We start from the raw sequence: 16,294 nt of genomic DNA on the forward strand, positions 1-16,294 counted from the left end.
TAATCGACTCATCCGCTGGATGGAGCAGCCTGTGTTTCTGACTAATCACGAGCAGGAGCGGCTGATGATCTACACCGCCGCCAAGCTTGCCATGGAGCGTCAGGCGCGGGGCCTGAAACTGAATCTCCCTGAGGCCACGGCTATCATCACCGCGTTTCTTCTTGAGGGTGCGCGTGACGGTGACTCGGTGGCTGACCTGATGGAGGCCGGGCGGCACATTCTGAAACGTGACGATGTCATGGACGGGGTCCCGGAGATGCTTGCGCAGGTGCAGGTCGAAGCGACCTTTCCCGATGGCACGAAACTCGTGACCGTGACTGGACCCTTGCTCTGATGATTCGCAAGGGCAACCCATTCGCCACGCCATATACCGAGAGCGCGCCGATCCTCACGGTTCGGTTCCATCCGTCCGATGATCCCGGTCGCGACTATCCCGATCAGGAACAACCCGATCCGGCCGCGGGCGCGGACCGGCATCTCTCCTCGGGCGTCGGGGCCGGCAGCGAACCGAGACGGCCGGGAACCAACCTGCGCCAGGCTCCCCGCCGCCTTCCTGATCCAGAGGTCGCCGAAGCCGACCTCCTCATCCCCGGCGAGATCATCCTCGCTGCCGGAGACGTAGAGATCAATGCCGGGATGGAGGTCACCACGATCCGGGTGGAGAACACGGCGGACCGGCCGATTCAGGTCGGTTCCCACTATCACTTCGCTGAGGTGAACGCAGGTCTCAGCTTTGACCGGGACGCGGCGTGGGGAAAGCGACTCAACGTCCTGTCGGGAGGGTCGGCCCGATTCGAGCCCGGCGCCGCGGAAGTGGTGGAGTTGGTCCCGATCCAGGGCAGGCGCATCGTCGAGGGGCTTCGTGGTCTCTGTGGAGGGAAACTCGATGGCTGACATTGCCAGATCTGAATACGTGAGTTCGTTCGGGCCGACCGCCGGGGACCGTATTCGTCTCGCAGACACGAATCTGCTGATCGAGGTCGAGAAAGACATGTGTGTGGGCGGCGACGAAGCGGTGTTCGGAGGGGGGAAATCAATCCGGGAGTCCATGGGCCAATCGCGGGCGACCAGAGCCGAGGGCACACCCGACCTGGTGATCACCGGGGTCGTGGTGCTGGATCACTGGGGTGTCGTCAAAGCTGACGTGGGAATCCGCGACGGTCGCATCGTCGCGCTGGGCAAGGCCGGCAACCCCGACACCATGAACGGCGTCCACCCGGATCTGGTCATCGGCCCCTCGACTGAAATCATGGCCGGCAACGGCTTGATCATGACGGCGGGTACCGTCGACACGCACGTGCACTTCGTAGGCCCGGACATGCTCAGGGTCGCACTGTCCACCGGCACGACGACGGTGGTGGGAGGAGGGACTGGCCCGACGGAGGGGTCGAAAGCTACCCTCACCACACCGGGTTCGTGGTGGATGGCGCGGATGCTGGAGGGTTTCGACCCGTGGCCGTTGAACGTGCTGTTCCTCGGACGCGGGAACACGGTGTCGACGGAAGCGTTGTGGGAACAGCTTCGCGGTGGCGTCGGCGGATTCAAGGTCCATGAGGACTGGGGAGCGACTCCCGCGGTCATCGACGCCTCACTCCGGGTGGCCGACGAATCCGGCGTCCAGGTCGCCATCCACTCGGACACCCTCAACGAGGCTGGTTTCGTCGAGGACATGCTCCGGGCGGTGAACGGACGCACGTTTCACTCGTTTCACACCGAGGGCGCCGGTGGCGGCCATGCCCCCGACATCATACGAATCGCTGGTGAACGCAATGTGCTCCCAGCCTCAACGAACCCCACCCGGCCGTTCACCGTCAATACGGTGGACGAGCACCTGGACATGGTGATGGTGGCCCATCACCTGAATCCGCTGGTCCCGAACGACCTCGCCTTCGCCGAGAGCCGGGTACGCGCGGGAACCATCGCTGCCGAGGATGTCCTGCAGGACCTCGGGGCGATTTCGATCATGTCTTCCGACGCGCAGGCCATGGGCAGAATCGGTGAAGTCGTCATGCGCACCTGGCAGACCGCGCACCAGATGAAAAAGCTTCGCGGGCCCCTGCCCGGCGACGGACGAGCCGACAACCATCGAGCTCGCCGCTACGTGGCGAAGTATACGATCTGCCCGGCGATCGCCCACGGCCTGGAACGCGAGATCGGGTCGATAGAGGCAGGAAAGATGGCCGATTTTGTGCTCTGGCAGCCGGCCCTCTTCGGCGTACGGCCGACGGCGGTCTTCAAAGGCGGAGTGGCTGCCGTCGCCGCGCTCGGCGACCCCAACGCCTCCATCCCCACACCTCAGCCCGTGCTCCAGCGCCCGGGATTCAGCGCCTTCAGCCCCGCTGCCGCCGCGACAAGCGTGGCATTCGTGTCACAGACCGCGATCGACGATGGATTGGCCGACAGGCTGAACATCGACCGAAAACTCGTCGCCATCGAGAACTGCCGCGGGCGGACCAAGGAAGACATGCCGGAGAATTCGGCGCTGCCCAGGATCGAGGTGGATCCTGACACCTACTCCGTCACGGTGGATGGAGAGCTCATCGAGCACGAGCCAGCAGACGTGGTGCCGATGGCGCAACGCTACTTCCTCTTCTGATGACCGGCTGCCTCACATGACCAACGTCTCGCGCAACCTACCAGCGCTCCTGCTCCTGACCGACGGGCGATTCCCCGCGGGAGGGCACGCGCACTCCGGCGGTTTCGAGGCGGCAGCCGAGAACGAGGGGACCCGGACCCTCGCCACGATGGAACAGTTCCTGCTCGGTCGTCTCCACACCGTAGGACTCGTGGCCGCCGCCTTCGCCGCGGCAGCATGCGAGGTCGCGCTCCGTTCCATGGACGGCCGGTTTGCCGCCGGCGGCGCAGAGACCGGCGCGGACACCGAGGGCGGTAACCTGCACGAGTTGCTCTCCCCACTCGACGCGGAGTTCAACGCACGAACGCCGTCTCCGGTGCTCCGCACCGTTTCTCGCCGGCTCGGACGTCAGCTCGTGCGCGCCGGGCGGAGGATCTGGCCGAACTCCTCCCTCGAGCAGCTGGCCAGCGTTCCATCGCAAGGCTTGCACCAACCGGTGGCCTTCGGCGCGGTCGCCGCCGCCGCAGGCCAGCCGCCGGAATGTGTTGCCATTGCGGCCGCTCAGGAATCGATCGCCGGACCCGCGACGGCGTCCGTTCGCCTCCTCGGGCTGGACCCCTTCGATGTCAACGCTGCCCTCGCCCGCCTCGCCCCGGAGGTCTCACGGGTAGCCGCAGAGGCGGCTGCGTGCGCGCGATTTCCGTTGGCGGACCTGCCGTCACGCGGGGGATACCTTCTCGATATTTCAGCCGAAGTCCATGCGACCTGGGAGGTGCGTCTCTTTGCCAGCTAACGATTTGCCAGCTAACGATCACAGCCACGAACACAAGCACGACGGAAGCCACGGACTCGATCACCACGGCAGCGACCACCACGGCCATGGTGCTTCGCCGGTGCGGGAAGCGAGCAGCGAGGGCGCGAACACCCTCCTGGCCACTCCCGACCACATCCACCAGGACGAACAGGCGCCGCTCGTCAGACGTGCGGAACACGCGCTGAGGATCGGGATCGGAGGACCGGTCGGCTCCGGCAAGACCGCCCTGGTCGCGGCGTTGTGCCGCACGCTGGGAAATGAGCTGCAATTGGCGGTCGTCACCAACGACATCTACACCACGGAGGATGCCGACTTCCTGCTCCGCAACGGTGTGATCTCCACCGAGCGCGTGACGGCGGTGGAAACCGGTGCATGCCCGCACACCGCCATCAGGGACGACATCTCCACCAACCTGGAAGCGATTGAGGAGCTGGAGGAGAAGCTCACCCCGCTCGATCTGATTCTCGTCGAGAGCGGTGGCGACAACCTGACCGCGACATTCAGTCGGGGTCTTGTGCACCGCCAGATCTTCGTGCTCGACGTCGCCGGTGGGGACAAGGTGCCGCGGAAGGGTGGACCAGGAGTGTCCACCTCCGACCTGCTCGTCATCAACAAGACCGATCTCGCCTCCTATGTTCATGCCGACCTCGCGGTGATGGATCGCGACGCGAAGGCGAAACGCAAGGATCTGCCCATCCTGTTCACCTCGCTCACCGACGATCCGACCGCAGCATCCGTCGCCGAATGGGTGCGCGAGATGCTGATTGACCACGCCCGTTGATCTGATGCGCGCGCATGCCGGTCTGGATGTCGACCTGGAGGCAGCGGGCGGGGGAGGCGTGCGCGCGCGCATCCGCCGGCTGCGGTCGGAGGGAGCTATTGTGCTGCGCCCGACCCGGGAGACGCTGCCACGATGGGCCGACCGCTGGGATATCCCTCCTCGAGAGGCGGTCAGCGTGCGGGTGGTGGCGGGAGCGGCAGGTCCGCTGGGCGGAGACCACTGGCGTCTGGACGTGCGCGTGGGCGAAGGCGCCACCCTCTTGCTCGGTTCCGTCGCCGCGACGCTCGTGCTCCCCGGAACTCACGGAGACGAGTCCCTCAGCGAGGTCAACGTCTCCGTCGCGGCGGGCGGCACCCTGGTGTGGCGTCCCGGTGTGCAGATCGCTGCCTCGCGTTGCCGACACACGACAGTCGCCCGAATCGACCTGGCCGACGGCGCTCGGCTGTACGCGCGGGAGGAATTCATGCTGGGACGGCACGGCGAGATGCCCGGCGACTTTCGGCAGCGGCTCCGCGTGACGCACCGGGACGTGGCGATCTTCGACCAAGAACTTTCGGTAGGGCCGGATGCCCCCGGCTGGCAGAGCGCTGCCATCACCGGGGGACGTCAGGCACTGGGCTCGGTCGTGGTCGTAGATTCCGCGCCAAATGCCATGGACCCATTCGGCCGTGCGACCCTCGTCGATTGCCCGGACACCGCCGTGCTTCAGCTTTCGGAGCACGCCGCGCTGATCTCCAGCCTGGCGGCCGATGCCATCGACCTGCGCGTGCGTCTTGACCGGGCGTTTGCACCGTTCACGCTCGGACGAAGCGCGCGAGACGTCTACGGAGCGGGCAGGTCACCGTGAGGCTGCGTTAGCCAGCGTTCCAGCCCGTCGAGGATGAGATCGAGGCCGAGCGGGAATTCGTTGCCGTAGTTGTAACCCGGCCTCAGGACGTGGTCGGCGGTCAGCTCGGCGAGATACGGATATTCATTGGCAGGGAGTTGGGCGAGCATGATCTGCGCCATCGCGGCCGTCTCCTCCTCCGTCGTGAAGGGCAGGCTTTTCTCCTGCATCGCAAAACCGTAGATATAGCTGTCCAGAGCGGCGAACGCGTGGGCGGCCATGGCCACGGAGAATCCGGCGTTCCGAAAAGTGCCGATGACACGGTCGTGATGCCGCAGCGTTGCGGGCCCGGGGTTCGTCCCGGAGTCCGTCAACCCCGTAGCCCAGGGATGGCGTGACAGGGCGGCGCGGAAAGAGACCGATCGCTTGCGCATCGCAGACTTCCAACCCTCGCTGTGCGAGGGCAGCTCGATCTCGCTGAACACGGCATCGACCATGGCGTTGAGCAGGTCTTCCTTGTTGGCCACATGGTTGTACAGCGACATGGCCTCGACCCCGAGCTCGTCACCGAGCCTGCGCATGGTCAGTGACTCGATGCCGCCGTTGTCGGCGAGCGCGATGGCCGTGCTCAGTACCTTGTCGCGGCTCAGTCGTCCCCGTGAAGACCTGTCCGCCTTGCCCGCCGGCTTCCCCATGATGTCCCTCACTGTTCCGTTGACAACCTTACTCCGTAGTCGTAGGTTACTTACATCATAAACTTACGACGTAAGGAGACCTCATGAACGCGACAGTAATCGCCTCCACGGAGACTGTCGTTCCCCGGCACGGGTTGCGTTTCACCACCTGGTCGCCGCGCACCGCGGCACTGGTCGCCGGATCCGGCCTCGCCGTCATGGCGGTGCTCGGAGGCTTCGCCAACTTCGGAGCCATCGCCCTGATCATTCCAGGGGACGCCACTCTTACCGCCCAGAACATCTCCGCCACCCCGCTGCTGTTCTGGGCGGGTGTCGTGAGTTTCGTTATTGTGGCCCTGCTCGACGTCCTCGTGGCGGGCGCCCTGTACGTACTGCTCAGACCCGTGAACCGTCGGGTTTCGGCGGCGGCCGGCTGGTTGAGAACCGTCTACGCGCTGCTGCTCCTGGTGGCCGTCAGCCAGCTGGTGATCGGGTTCTCGCTCCTCGAAGATCCCGTGGCTGCGCTGCCGGTGCTGGAGTCATTCAGCACTATCTGGGTTATCAGCCTGGGCCTGTTCGGCACCTCACTGCTCCTGGTCGGCTACCTTGCGTTCCGGTCCGGGTTCATGGCGAGGATTTTCGGCATCCTGCTGGTCGTCGCAGGCGTGGGCTATCTGGCGGACGCCATCGGCATGGCCGTCATCCCGGGCTTCACCGCCGTCTTCGCCCAGTTCCTCTTTGTGGGCGAAGTGGTCATCATCTTCTGGCTGCTGATCATGGGCCGCCGCCTCCCGTCCCGCTGACCCTCGTAGCGGCCGGCCTTCCCGCTCGTTACCATCGACCCTACAGAGGAGAAGAAAATGGCCGGATTCAAGCTGAGTGAATGGATTTCTCGTCCACCGCAAGACGTCTTTGACTTTGTCACCTCGCCCGACAACGCACCCCAGATTGTTCAGTCAGTCACCAGCATGGTCAAGATCACGGACGGCCCCACCCGTGTCGGAACCCTGCTCCGTGAGACTCGCGTGATGAGGGGTAAGGAAGAACAGGTTGAGCTCGAGGTCGTTGCCTACGAACCGAGTCGAGAGTATGGCGTGAAGAACCTGACCGAGGGAATCGAAACCGTCTACCGATATGCGTTTCGACCGGAATCGACGGGCACGCGCGTGGAGCTGGTCTGTGAGGTCACGGCCAGTGGAGCAAAGAAGTTAATGCTCCCCATGGTCGTTGCGGTCCTGAAGAAGGAAGACGGTGACCACCTGCAGCGGGTGAAAACGGCGCTTGAGACGTGAAGTGTTTCGCCTGACGAGACGCCTCAGTGCGCGACGCTCTCCGGCTGGTTCCGCTTGAGCAGGCGCGACGCTCCGAGAACGATCCCGACAACGGCCATGCCCAGGATGAGACCGAACACGGCCGACATCGCCGTGTCGGTGACCCAGACGACGACCGGTCCGGCGGCGTCGACCGCGTGCGTCACGGCGTGCAGCACGTCGTGGGGGCCGTGCCAGAACGTTTCGGCCAGGTTGGTAATCACCAGGTGACCACCCACCCACAGCATGGCGACGGTTCCGATGATGCTGATCACCTTGAACACGGCGGGCATCGATGCCACGATGCGCGCGCCGGTGCGGCGCACCTGGCGCGCTGAATTCTTCATCATGGACAGCCCGATGTCGTCGATCTTCACCAGCAGGGCAACCGCGCCGTAAACGAGCGCCGTCATGCCGAGGCCGATGACCACCAAGGCGCCGAGCGTCATCCAGACGCCAAAATCGGGATCCAGACTGGCCAGGGCGATGAGCATGATTTCGGTGCTGAGGATGAGGTCGGTGCGGATGGCGCCGAAGACGAGCTTCTTCTCATCCCGCGACTCGGTCTCGGCAACGGCGTGATGCACGCCGAACCACTCGGTGACCTTCTCCGCACCCTCGAAGCACAGATAGGTGCCGCCGAGGATCAACAGAAACGGCAACACCACGGGCGCGAAGGCGGACAACAGCAGCGCGAGCGGGATGATGATGATGAACTTGTTGAACAGGCTGCCCAGGGCGATCCGCCAGACCACGTGGAGTTCGCGCGCCGGCGTCAGTCCTTGAACGTATTGCGGGGTGACGGCCGCGTCGTCGATGACGACACCGGCGGTCTTAGCGCTCGCCTTGAGGGCGGCGGTAAGAATGTCATCGACCACGGCGAGCAAGCCGACCGACATCTGGATCTCCTTGGAATCGGGGTGTCGTCCTGGTGGAGGGCGACGGCAACGGAGTCCACAGTACCGTGGGGGAGTGCAGACATTTCTTCCCTTTGCCGACTTTGACGAGAGCGCGCAGATCCTGGACTCCGCGCGACTGGGCAAGCAGCGGGTCGAGGCCCTGCAGGTGCTCCGTGCGATAGTGCTGCCGGCCTACGGCTGGCAGAGCCATCCCGCGATGCAGATGTGGCGCGGGTACGTACCTGAACTCACTCGCTACGCGCTGGCGATGGTGGACGAGTGGACCAATCGGGGCAACGCCGACAGCACCCGCCCGCTCATCACGGAGTTCGCCCCGGCCGCGGCCACCGACGGTGCAACGTTTCCCGCGCCCTCCTGGCTCGGCAACGAGGCCCTGCACCTGAGCCACCGCTCCAACCTCGTGCGGAAGGCACCGGAGTTCTACGCGCCGCTGTTTCCCGGGGTGCCGGACGACCTTCCCTACGTCTGGCCGGGCACCGACCCGGGCGTTTCCGGGCGCATCCCGGGCACTGCAAGCCGCACGGCGGGAGAGGCCCTGTCGCCGTTGTGGATCCTGCGCCCACGCAATGCCGGCGAGTTCGAGGAGTGGATGACCGGGGGAGCCGTCTCAATGCGGGGTCTGTCCCCGCTCGGTAAGCGCACCGCGAAGTGGGAGGCCCAGCTGGATGCCTTCGCGGCGCTCGAACCCGGCACGCCGATTGCGGTCCTCACCGTTGCGGGCGACAGCCTGGTTCGCGGAACCGTGACCGGTTCAGTTGTGACCGCGGCGGATGAGGACGGTGAGCTGGTTCTGCGGCTGCCGGTCGACTTTCGGGGCGAGCTGGCGCGCCGTTCCTTTCCATATCCGGCGCTGCTGCAGGATCCGCGCACGGTGTTTTCAGTCTGACCAGCGAGCGACGGCCCGGTACTGTGTGGGCATGTCACTGATGTGGGAAGAAGTCGTCATCGACAGCCGCGATCCGAGGGTGCTCGGCCTGTGGTGGCGGGATGCGTTGGGCTGGGTCGTGGTCGGCGAGAGCGACGACGAGTTGGAGATTGCGCCCGCGGAGGGCGCCCATCCGACACTGCTGTTCGGTTCGGTGCCCGAAGAGAAGCGGGTGAAGAACCGCCTCCATCTCGACTTCGTCCCCGACGACCAGGGCGTTGAGGTCGAGCGGTTGATCGCGATGGGTGCGAGCCGTGCCGATGTCGGTCAGGTTGATGTTCCCTGGGTGGTCCTTGCGGACCCCGAGGGCAACGAGTTCTGCGTTCTCTCGGCCCGCCCCTCCTAGCTCACGGACTGGACGGCGCCAGCGGCACTCGCGGTAGCCAGCACCGCACCGCGTCGCGATACCGTCGGAATTCGGCGCCGAAGCGGCGTTCGAGGTCGGCCTCTTCGTGCGGTCTGATGGCGTAGTTCCAGAGCAGCGAGCCGGCTACCGCGTAGACGACGACGAGCCAGGACGAGAGGATGAGGCCGACCGCGACACCCTGCACGATGCCGGAGACGGCCATCGGGTTGCGCACCCAACGGTACGGTCCGGCGATGACCAGGCTGTTGGGCATCGCCGAGGGCAACGGTGTGCCGTTTCCCAGCGTCGACATCACGACGGCCGACCAGATGCCCAGGGCGCTGGCGGCCACGAGCACCGCAACGCCGACGGGGCCGGCGAACACCGGGAACGGGAGCGCAACTGCCCAGCGCTGCTCGAGAACGGCGGCGATCAGCGGGATGACCACGAGGAACAGGCCCCAGAAGACGGCGATCTGTGTGAAGGTCGAGACCACGTGGGCCGAAGCGACAGGTCGAACGGTCGCGGGGCGGAAGGCGAACGGACCCCGAATCATCCAGTCGGTGGGAATGCGCCCGAGCATCACGAGGCACAGCGCCAACGCCGACCCGGCGGCGGCCGCGGCCATGATGACGACCCCCCAGCCCGCTTCGGCGGTGACCGTGGCATACCCCGCCAGGGCGATGGCGACGACGCCCGTCCAGCAGGTGCTCACAACCGCGGCGCCCTTCACGCCCAGCGCCGCCAAGGCCGACGCCCCCACGAAGAGAGGGATGTCGAACGCCGCGACAACGATCGGGTTGAGGCCGCCCAGGGTCACCTCGCGCACCAGGGGAGACGCGAATACCGCGACCCACCACGCGGCACCGGCAATCGCCTGCGCGGCGAAATATGTTCGACCCCATCGCATGTGCTCACCCTAACGGTGGGTAGTATCAGCCGCCGCCCGCCCGAGGACTCAGTGGATGACCGCGAGCAGCACGCCGACGGCCACGAAAAGCACGCCGAAGACGCGGTTCAACACCTGCTGCCCCCGAGCGTCGCGGGTGAATCGCTGGAATGAGCGCGCCGTCACGGCGAAGAAGAACCACATCACCACAATGTCGATCGCGACGACGGTGGCGGCGACAATCAGATACTGGGCCGGCAACGGTCGGTCGACCCGGATGAACTGGGGCAGGAACGCGAGAAAGAACACAATCGCCTTCGGGTTCAGCATGTTCACCCACAGTCCGCGCCGGAACATCGACCAGCGCGGCTCATCGCGCAGAGCGCCGGCACGCTCGCCATCGAGCTCCGGCTTGGCCAGAAACTGCCGGATGCCCAGATACACGAGGTAGGCGGCACCCGCGTAGCGAATGACGTTGAACGCGATCGGCGAGCTAGCTACGAGCAGACCGAGTCCGAGCGCCACGATGACGATGTGGATGAGCAACGCGGCCTGCTGGCCGAGGATTCCCCAGATCGAACGTCGAAAGCCCGCGTTCAGGGCGTTGCTCATGGTGTTGATGGCCCCCGCACCAGGCGTGAAGCTGATCAAGGTGCCCGCGCCGACAAGGGCCACCCACAGGGAAAGCTGCATCCGACCATCCTAGATTCTGCGCCAGTGCGGGAGTTCGCTGAGAGTCGGGTTTCGGAGCCCTCGATCTCTTCCGGTTGGCCGCGCCGGACTATATCGTTGAGTATCGTTAGCGATTCACTGAGGAGGTCATCATGGGCAATTCATTCCCGGCCGGCGGGTTCGGCGGCGGCAATCCCGTCGACGGCATGTGGCAGGCGATGGAGCAGCTGCGCTCCAAGTTCGAGAAACGCGTGGGCACCCGCATGGGCCGCGGCGACGTGCGTGCGGCGGTGCTCGCTCTGCTCGCGGAGCAGCCGATGCACGGCTACCAGATCATCCACGAGATCGAGGAACGCAGCGGCGGCAGCTGGAAGCCCAGCGCCGGCTCGGTCTACCCGACGCTGCAGCTGTTGGCCGACGAGGGCCTCATCAGCGCCGAAGAGTCGAACGGCCGCAAGACCTATTCACTGACCGACGCGGGCCGTGACGAGGTCGCCAAGTCCGGCGGATCGACCCCGTGGTCGCCGGACGGCTCGACGGACGACCCCGGGTTCACCGCTCTGCCCAAGGCCGGATTCGAGCTCGCGCAGGCAGCCGCCCAGGTCGGCCGCACCGGCAGCCCGGAGCAAATCCAGCAGGCCGTGGCGGCCATCGACGAGGCACGTCGCCGGATTTACTCGATCCTCGCCCAGGACTAACGGGTGTCGCCGGGTCGCCGGAGCCGAATGCGCGTGAACCCCGCCGCTGGGGACACCCGCGCTCGGTACCGCCGCATCCTGCGATTCGCCGGTTGGAACCTCGCCGTCACGTGGTTCTACGAGCTGCTTCTACCGCGGATCGGGCTCGCGAGGGTTGCGGAACGCACCCGGGCGAAGCGGATGCGCCGCTTCGCGCAACGCTTCCACGTGCTCGCCGTGGAGCTGGGCGGGCTGATGATCAAGGTCGGCCAGTTCCTGTCCTCCCGGCTTGACGTGCTGCCGCCCGAGATCACGTCCGAACTCGAGGGGCTGCAGGACGAGGTGCCGCCGGTTGCCTTCGCGGCGATCCGGGCGCGCGCCGAGGCCGAGCTGGGCATGCCGCTGGAGCGGGCGTTCACGTCGGTCGACGAGACGCCGGTGGCGGCGGCATCCCTCGGTCAGGCCCATCGCGCTCGGCTCGCCCCGCTCGATGCCGCCGACACCGGGCTGCACGGCGTGGTGATCAAGGTTCAACGGCCCGGCATCGACGCCATCGTCGACGTGGACCTGGCGGCTTTGCGCAGGGTGAGCGGCTGGCTCAGCCACGTGCGGCTCGTGTCCGACCGCGTGGATGCACCGGCGCTGGTCGAGGAGTTCGCGCAGACCTGCCTGGAGGAGATCGACTACCTGCACGAGGCGGCGAGCGCCGTGCGCTTCGCGGAGGACTTCGCCGACGACGAGCGGGTGAGCGTGCCTGAAATCGTCTGGGAGCGCACCACCAGACGCGTGCTCACGCTCGAGGACGTGACGGCGATCAAGATCACCGACGCGGATGCGCTGGCCACGGCGGGCATCGACCCGGCGCAGGTGGCCCCGGTCTTCGCCGCCGTGATGTTCGACCAGCTGTTCACCAACGGCTTCTTCCACGCCGACCCGCACCCCGGCAACATCTTCGTCACCCCCACACCGAACGATCCGAGCGGCCGCGGGTGGAGACTGACGTTCATCGACTTCGGCATGATGGGTGAGGTTCCGACAAGCACTCGCCGCGGCTTGCGCAAGATGCTGATCGCTGCCGCCTCGCGGGACGGCAAGGGGCTGGTGGAGGCGGCGCGCGACGTGGGAGTACTGCTTCCCTCCTCAGACACCACCGAGCTGGAGCGGGCGATGACCCAGCTCTTCGCCCGCTTCGGCGGCATGGGCTTCGCCGAGTTGCGCGAGGTGGATCCACGGGAGTTCCGCGACTTCGCCCTGCAGTTCGGCGATGTGGTGCGGTCGCTGCCGTTCCAGCTGCCGGAGAACTTCCTGCTGATCATCCGGGCGATGTCGCTCACCTCCGGGGTCTGCAGCTCGCTGGATCCCGCGTTCAATCTCTGGGACTCCATCGAGCCGTACGCGTCACAGCTGCTGCGCGACGAGCGCGGCAACGTGGCACAAGACCTCGGCAAGCAGGCGCTCGAGAACGCCGGCATCGCCTGGGGGTTGCCGAAGCGGTTGGACGGGCTCGTCACCCGCCTCGAGGACGGCACCGTGGCGGTGGCGAACCCCGGCCTCGAGCGGCGGGTCGCCCGGCTGGAGCGCAGCACGGCACGCGTCGTGTCGGCGGTCCTGTTCGGTGCCCTGCTCATCGCCGGCGCGGTCCTCCGCGCGGACGATGCGGTTCTCGGCGCGGTGCTGATGATCGGGTCGGTCATTCCGCTGATCCATGCGCTGTTCGCAGGGGCCCGCGGCCGCTGAGCGCTCAATCCCGTCCGATCTCGCTCGGCCGCCAGGACTTTTCGAAGAACGGCTGCAGGGGGTTATACAGGCGGAGGATGACGAAGTAGCCCTTGCCAGGGAGCGTTTGCAGCCAGTTGGTGGCGTGCCCGTCGGGTTCCGCCGGTCCGAAATAGATCTCGGTTGATCCGTCGGGGTTCTGCCGCACCGTGCCGGACTGACTGCCGAGATCGGGCTTGGGCTGATCCGTCTGCAGCATCGACCGCGTTTGCCGGTCGTAGACCATCACCGACCAGAAGCGGCTCTGGGGGATGTCGGGCGGGAGCGACAAACGGTAGTTCAGGCCGCCGTCGAGGAACGCCCCGTCGCCGTCGCGCATGGTGAAGATGTACTGGGACCCGATCCCGGTGAGGCGCATGCACATCGCCGGCGTGACACCGGTGTACGGGTAGAACCAGGCGATCCTGGCGTTGAGCTTGAGCGCGCCATCCTGTGGGCTCTGAACGGCGCCCGCCCCGGTGATGTGCGGCGGCGGCGCAAGAAAGTCGTATCCCGCCGTGAACAGCGGGTTCATCCAGCCCGAACCTGGGTAGTAGGCCCAGCCTTCTTCCTCGCGCGGCGCGATGGACACGGTCCGTGCGGTGGCATTGCCGACCACGGCAGCCTCCTCGAGTACCTTTCGCATCCGTTGGTCGGGGGCGAACGGCTGTCCCTTGACGATGCCCACCGCCGCCAACAGGCCGAGCACTTCCGGATCGCCGGCGCCGACAGGTTCGTTCTGCACGAGCTCGTTGACGAGGTCCCAGTAGCCGAAGTCGACGGGCGGGATGGTGTTGAACGCCACACCGGACCCCTCAACGAAATGAGTCTCCGGGGCCGCTGCTGGTCCGGCGAGGGTTGCCCGGCCGGCCAGGAAGCTGGCCACAGCCGTTCCGGGGCCACCGGGAGCATAGGGATGGATGCGCAGCTGATCGCGAATCACTTGCACCGGCACCGTCGGGTCGTTGTCGATCATGAATGCGCGCAGCAGCAGGATCACCCGGGTTGTGCGGGAGTGCGACACGTGGAAGCCGCTGTCGGGCAGTTCGCCCTCATAGCCTGGCCCGACGAAGAGGTAGTGCCCGCCGGTGCCCCGGTCCGGGCCGGGCAGGCCGATGTCGGTCACCCAGCGGAACCACATGTCATCGGCGGTGCCCAGGATGCCCGACGGTGCCGGGAGCGCGGGCACCTCGACCACCATGGGTCCATCGCTCAGGTCGAGGAAGCTCAGAACGTAGATGGTGTCGCAATTGGCGGTGAGGAACAGCGACGCCGAGTCCATCAGGTCGGAGAAGATCAGGACGGTGTTGTCCTCGACGCCGATCGACGTGAATCCGCGCCGGACGGCGGTGGTCGATGCGCCACGATAGGCATTGATGAATGCCTCGACTCCGTGGAGGAAGTCGAGGTGGTCGTAGAGCAGGTCGGCCGTCTCATTCGTCGGCGCTCCATCCTGAAACTGCAGCGGGCCGAGGCGACTTTCGATACGGTCCGGCGTCGAAATCGACGTCACCGACGGCACGGATACGTCTGGGTGTGGACTCATCAGATTCCTCCTTGGTCTGGATCACGATGTGGCTGCCAGCGCGACTCTTCTCGGTTCATTGCATGCCAGGGCCGCGGGCTCCGCATCATGCAGATCGGGTGGTAACGTCCCTGTCAACAGCAGGTGCCACGGGTGCAGAGCGGCTGCAGTCGCGCCACGCCAGCAGTGTTTGGAATCGAGTTCATCGTGACCACCACCCCCTCTCGCACAGACACAGACCTTCCACCCCGCCCCGATCCCGGCCCGGGGCGCCGCATGGGCCTGATCGTCCTCGCCTCACTGGCCTTCGGACTCGTCGCCGCTCTGCTCCTGTCCGCGGCTCCGTTCATCCGGCCTGGGGAAAGCGAACTCACCGGGGCCGTCCTCCTGGGTTTCGGGCTGGGCTGGGCGATGTTGGCCGTGCTCACGAGCCGATTCACCGATCAGCCGCAGCGGTGGGCTGCGGTCCCCGCGGCGGTGCTGGGACTGGGCGGTCTGCTTCTGGTGGTGTTCGGCTCCTCGGTGCAGGGGGTGCTCAACTGGGTGTGGCCGCCGGTCGTGCTGCTGTTGGCAATCTGGATGGCCGTCCGTGTGCACGCACAGCTACGGAGCCGGAGCGGACGATGGCTGCTCTACCCGGTGATCGCGCTGCTGGCCATTGCCTCGATCGGTGGTGGCTACGAAACCGTGATGGAAGCGGTGGACACGCGCGCCTACCCGATGGCGGGCGACCTGGTCGACGTCGGCGGACATCGTCTGCACCTGAGCTGCACAGGTTCCGAAAGCCCGACTGTCGTTCTGGAACCAGGCGGAGGCGAAATGTCCGCCGTGCTCGGGTGGATCGAGCCGGCCGTGGCCGCCGACACCCGGGTCTGCGTCTACGACCGGGCCGGGCGTGGCTGGAGTGAACCCGCGGATGCGCCCCAGGACGCGACCCAGATTGCGACTGACCTGCACACGTTGCTGCAGCGCGGAGGGGTCGCCGGACCCTATGTGATGGCCGGACACTCGTTCGGCGGGCTCTATGTGCAAACCTTCGCAGCCCTGTACCCCGACGAGGTGTCCGGAATGGTGTTGATCGACTCCACCGCCCCGGTACCGACGACGCAACCGAGCGCGGCATCCTCGGCTGCGGGGGACTCGTCCCTCATGGATCGCGTGTCCGCGCTGGTTTCGGCCTCAGCCCGCCTCGGCGTTGGCCGCCTCTACGGTCAGTTCGACTACGACAGCCTCCCGCCGGCATCCCGGGCCCAGGCGCGCGCCAGCGTCGCGAAAGGCGGCCAACTGGGGAGCACGATTGAGGAGTACCTCCTGGCCAATTCCTCGATGGAGCAGGCTGCCACTCTGGAGAGCTTCGCCGACAAGCCCGTGATCGTTCTGGAAGCCGGCAGCGGAAGTGCTCCCGGCTGGCCCGCAAAACAAGCGGCCATGGCGGCCCTGTCGACGAACAGCGCACACCGTGTCGTCGACGGTGCCACCCACTCGTCCCTGATCTCGGACGAAGGCGATGCCGCCGTGACGACTCAGGCCATCCTCGACGTGGTCTGGGCGGTCCGAAACGATGCGCCGCTGGTGGGGTGACCCCGCCCGGGGCAGCCTAGGTCG

Annotated in this window: 18 protein-coding genes; 13 read left to right on the forward strand and 5 right to left on the reverse strand. The window is 66.3% G+C overall.

The genetic code is table 11. The features are described 5' to 3' along the window. The first annotated feature begins 19 nt into the window (after nt 1-19). The 6 genes from CXY76_RS13490 to CXY76_RS13515 are packed head-to-tail and all read left to right on the forward strand — an operon-like array spanning nt 20 to nt 5,017. The gene (locus tag CXY76_RS13490; protein ID WP_199190306.1) at nt 20-334 is read left to right on the forward strand and encodes an urease subunit gamma; all 315 of its coding nucleotides are present in this window, start codon (nt 20-22) and stop codon (nt 332-334) included. After that, complete coding sequence (locus tag CXY76_RS13495) at nt 334-894, forward strand: urease subunit beta (RefSeq protein ID WP_104165322.1); 561 nt, start codon at nt 334-336, stop codon at nt 892-894. Before CXY76_RS13490 ends, CXY76_RS13495 begins: the two co-directional genes overlap by 1 nt. Then, entirely contained in the window at nt 887-2,596 is a 1,710-nt protein-coding gene (locus CXY76_RS13500) for an urease subunit alpha (protein ID WP_104165324.1), read from the forward strand. Before CXY76_RS13495 ends, CXY76_RS13500 begins: the two co-directional genes overlap by 8 nt. A gap of 16 nt (nt 2,597-2,612) precedes the next feature. Further along, nucleotides 2,613-3,368: an urease accessory protein UreF gene (locus CXY76_RS13505; RefSeq protein ID WP_104165326.1), complete on the forward strand. Its 756-nt coding sequence runs from the start codon at nt 2,613-2,615 to the stop codon at nt 3,366-3,368. Then, nucleotides 3,358-4,170 carry an urease accessory protein UreG gene (gene ureG, locus CXY76_RS13510; protein ID WP_233199840.1) on the forward strand — a complete coding sequence of 271 codons (813 nt, stop codon included), beginning with the start codon at nt 3,358-3,360 and terminating at the stop codon, nt 4,168-4,170. Before CXY76_RS13505 ends, ureG begins: the two co-directional genes overlap by 11 nt. Beyond that, nucleotides 4,154-5,017 carry an urease accessory protein UreD gene (locus CXY76_RS13515; RefSeq protein WP_146073461.1) on the forward strand — a complete coding sequence of 288 codons (864 nt, stop codon included), beginning with the start codon at nt 4,154-4,156 and terminating at the stop codon, nt 5,015-5,017. Before ureG ends, CXY76_RS13515 begins: the two co-directional genes overlap by 17 nt. Here CXY76_RS13515 and CXY76_RS13520 read toward each other — a convergent pair. After that, nucleotides 4,993-5,703 (reverse strand): TetR/AcrR family transcriptional regulator C-terminal domain-containing protein, encoded by a 711-nt coding sequence (locus CXY76_RS13520; protein ID WP_369826149.1) that lies wholly within the window; start codon nt 5,701-5,703, stop codon nt 4,993-4,995. The genes CXY76_RS13515 and CXY76_RS13520 overlap by 25 nt on opposite strands. Nucleotides 5,704-5,774: 71 nt before the next feature. Here CXY76_RS13520 and CXY76_RS13525 point away from each other — a divergent pair, with 71 nt between their 5' ends. Next, the gene (locus CXY76_RS13525; RefSeq protein WP_104165332.1) at nt 5,775-6,473 is read left to right on the forward strand and encodes a DUF4386 domain-containing protein; all 699 of its coding nucleotides are present in this window, start codon (nt 5,775-5,777) and stop codon (nt 6,471-6,473) included. 57 nt (nt 6,474-6,530) lie between these two features. Continuing rightward, the gene (locus CXY76_RS13530) at nt 6,531-6,962 is read left to right on the forward strand and encodes an SRPBCC family protein (protein WP_104165334.1); all 432 of its coding nucleotides are present in this window, start codon (nt 6,531-6,533) and stop codon (nt 6,960-6,962) included. Nucleotides 6,963-6,985: 23 nt separating this feature from the next. On the opposite strand, the gene CXY76_RS13535 is transcribed toward CXY76_RS13530, so the two are convergent. After that, a complete protein-coding gene (locus CXY76_RS13535; RefSeq protein WP_104165336.1) occupies nt 6,986-7,879 on the reverse strand; it encodes a DUF808 domain-containing protein in 894 nt (297 codons plus the stop codon). A 73-nt stretch (nt 7,880-7,952) separates the two neighbouring features. On the opposite strand from CXY76_RS13535, the gene CXY76_RS13540 reads away from it, so the two are divergent. Continuing rightward, complete coding sequence (locus CXY76_RS13540) at nt 7,953-8,786, forward strand: MSMEG_6728 family protein (RefSeq protein ID WP_104165338.1); 834 nt, start codon at nt 7,953-7,955, stop codon at nt 8,784-8,786. A 31-nt stretch (nt 8,787-8,817) separates the two neighbouring features. Beyond that, complete coding sequence (locus CXY76_RS13545; protein ID WP_104165341.1) at nt 8,818-9,171, forward strand: VOC family protein; 354 nt, start codon at nt 8,818-8,820, stop codon at nt 9,169-9,171. A gap of 1 nt (nt 9,172) precedes the next feature. On the opposite strand, the gene CXY76_RS13550 is transcribed toward CXY76_RS13545, so the two are convergent. Together CXY76_RS13550 and CXY76_RS13555 are read right to left on the reverse strand one after the other, a co-directional pair. Then, nucleotides 9,173-10,081 carry an isoprenylcysteine carboxylmethyltransferase family protein gene (locus CXY76_RS13550; protein ID WP_104165344.1) on the reverse strand — a complete coding sequence of 303 codons (909 nt, stop codon included), beginning with the start codon at nt 10,079-10,081 and terminating at the stop codon, nt 9,173-9,175. A gap of 48 nt (nt 10,082-10,129) precedes the next feature. Next, on the reverse strand, nt 10,130-10,753 hold the full coding sequence (locus CXY76_RS13555) for a LysE family transporter (RefSeq protein ID WP_104165346.1): 624 nt from the start codon (nt 10,751-10,753) through the stop codon (nt 10,130-10,132). A gap of 131 nt (nt 10,754-10,884) precedes the next feature. Here CXY76_RS13555 and CXY76_RS13560 point away from each other — a divergent pair, with 131 nt between their 5' ends. Both CXY76_RS13560 and CXY76_RS13565 read left to right on the forward strand, forming a co-directional pair. Further along, complete coding sequence (locus CXY76_RS13560; protein WP_104165348.1) at nt 10,885-11,430, forward strand: PadR family transcriptional regulator; 546 nt, start codon at nt 10,885-10,887, stop codon at nt 11,428-11,430. Between the two features lie 27 nt (nt 11,431-11,457). Then, the gene (locus CXY76_RS13565; protein ID WP_104165350.1) at nt 11,458-13,146 is read left to right on the forward strand and encodes an AarF/ABC1/UbiB kinase family protein; all 1,689 of its coding nucleotides are present in this window, start codon (nt 11,458-11,460) and stop codon (nt 13,144-13,146) included. Nucleotides 13,147-13,150: 4 nt separating this feature from the next. Here the strand turns inward: CXY76_RS13565 and CXY76_RS13570 are convergent, their stop codons facing one another. Further along, nucleotides 13,151-14,710, reverse strand: a complete 1,560-nt coding sequence (locus tag CXY76_RS13570; RefSeq protein ID WP_104165352.1) for a DUF1254 domain-containing protein — start codon at nt 14,708-14,710, stop codon at nt 13,151-13,153. A 186-nt stretch (nt 14,711-14,896) separates the two neighbouring features. On the opposite strand from CXY76_RS13570, the gene CXY76_RS13575 reads away from it, so the two are divergent. Beyond that, on the forward strand, nt 14,897-16,270 hold the full coding sequence (locus CXY76_RS13575; protein ID WP_199190307.1) for an alpha/beta hydrolase: 1,374 nt from the start codon (nt 14,897-14,899) through the stop codon (nt 16,268-16,270). Nucleotides 16,271-16,294 lie beyond the last annotated feature (24 nt).

Origin of the sequence: Cryobacterium sp. N22, from assembly GCF_002929555.1 — a bacterium.
Classification (GTDB): Bacteria; Actinomycetota; Actinomycetes; order Actinomycetales; family Microbacteriaceae; genus Cryobacterium.

Coding starts and splice junctions, on each gene's coding strand:
- CXY76_RS13490 (WP_199190306.1), top strand. CDS start 20: ATGGAGCAGCCTGTGTTTCTGACTAATCACGAGCAGGAGCGGCTGATG.
- CXY76_RS13525 (WP_104165332.1), top strand. CDS start 5,775: ATGAACGCGACAGTAATCGCCTCCACGGAGACTGTCGTTCCCCGGCAC.
- CXY76_RS13505 (WP_104165326.1), top strand. CDS start 2,613: ATGACCAACGTCTCGCGCAACCTACCAGCGCTCCTGCTCCTGACCGAC.
- CXY76_RS13545 (WP_104165341.1), top strand. CDS start 8,818: ATGTCACTGATGTGGGAAGAAGTCGTCATCGACAGCCGCGATCCGAGG.
- CXY76_RS13560 (WP_104165348.1), top strand. CDS start 10,885: ATGGGCAATTCATTCCCGGCCGGCGGGTTCGGCGGCGGCAATCCCGTC.
- CXY76_RS13550 (WP_104165344.1), bottom strand. CDS start 10,081: ATGCGATGGGGTCGAACATATTTCGCCGCGCAGGCGATTGCCGGTGCC.
- CXY76_RS13565 (WP_104165350.1), top strand. CDS start 11,458: ATGCGCGTGAACCCCGCCGCTGGGGACACCCGCGCTCGGTACCGCCGC.
- CXY76_RS13495 (WP_104165322.1), top strand. CDS start 334: ATGATTCGCAAGGGCAACCCATTCGCCACGCCATATACCGAGAGCGCG.
- CXY76_RS13500 (WP_104165324.1), top strand. CDS start 887: ATGGCTGACATTGCCAGATCTGAATACGTGAGTTCGTTCGGGCCGACC.
- CXY76_RS13555 (WP_104165346.1), bottom strand. CDS start 10,753: ATGCAGCTTTCCCTGTGGGTGGCCCTTGTCGGCGCGGGCACCTTGATC.
- CXY76_RS13535 (WP_104165336.1), bottom strand. CDS start 7,879: ATGTCGGTCGGCTTGCTCGCCGTGGTCGATGACATTCTTACCGCCGCC.
- CXY76_RS13530 (WP_104165334.1), top strand. CDS start 6,531: ATGGCCGGATTCAAGCTGAGTGAATGGATTTCTCGTCCACCGCAAGAC.
- CXY76_RS13570 (WP_104165352.1), bottom strand. CDS start 14,710: ATGAGTCCACACCCAGACGTATCCGTGCCGTCGGTGACGTCGATTTCG.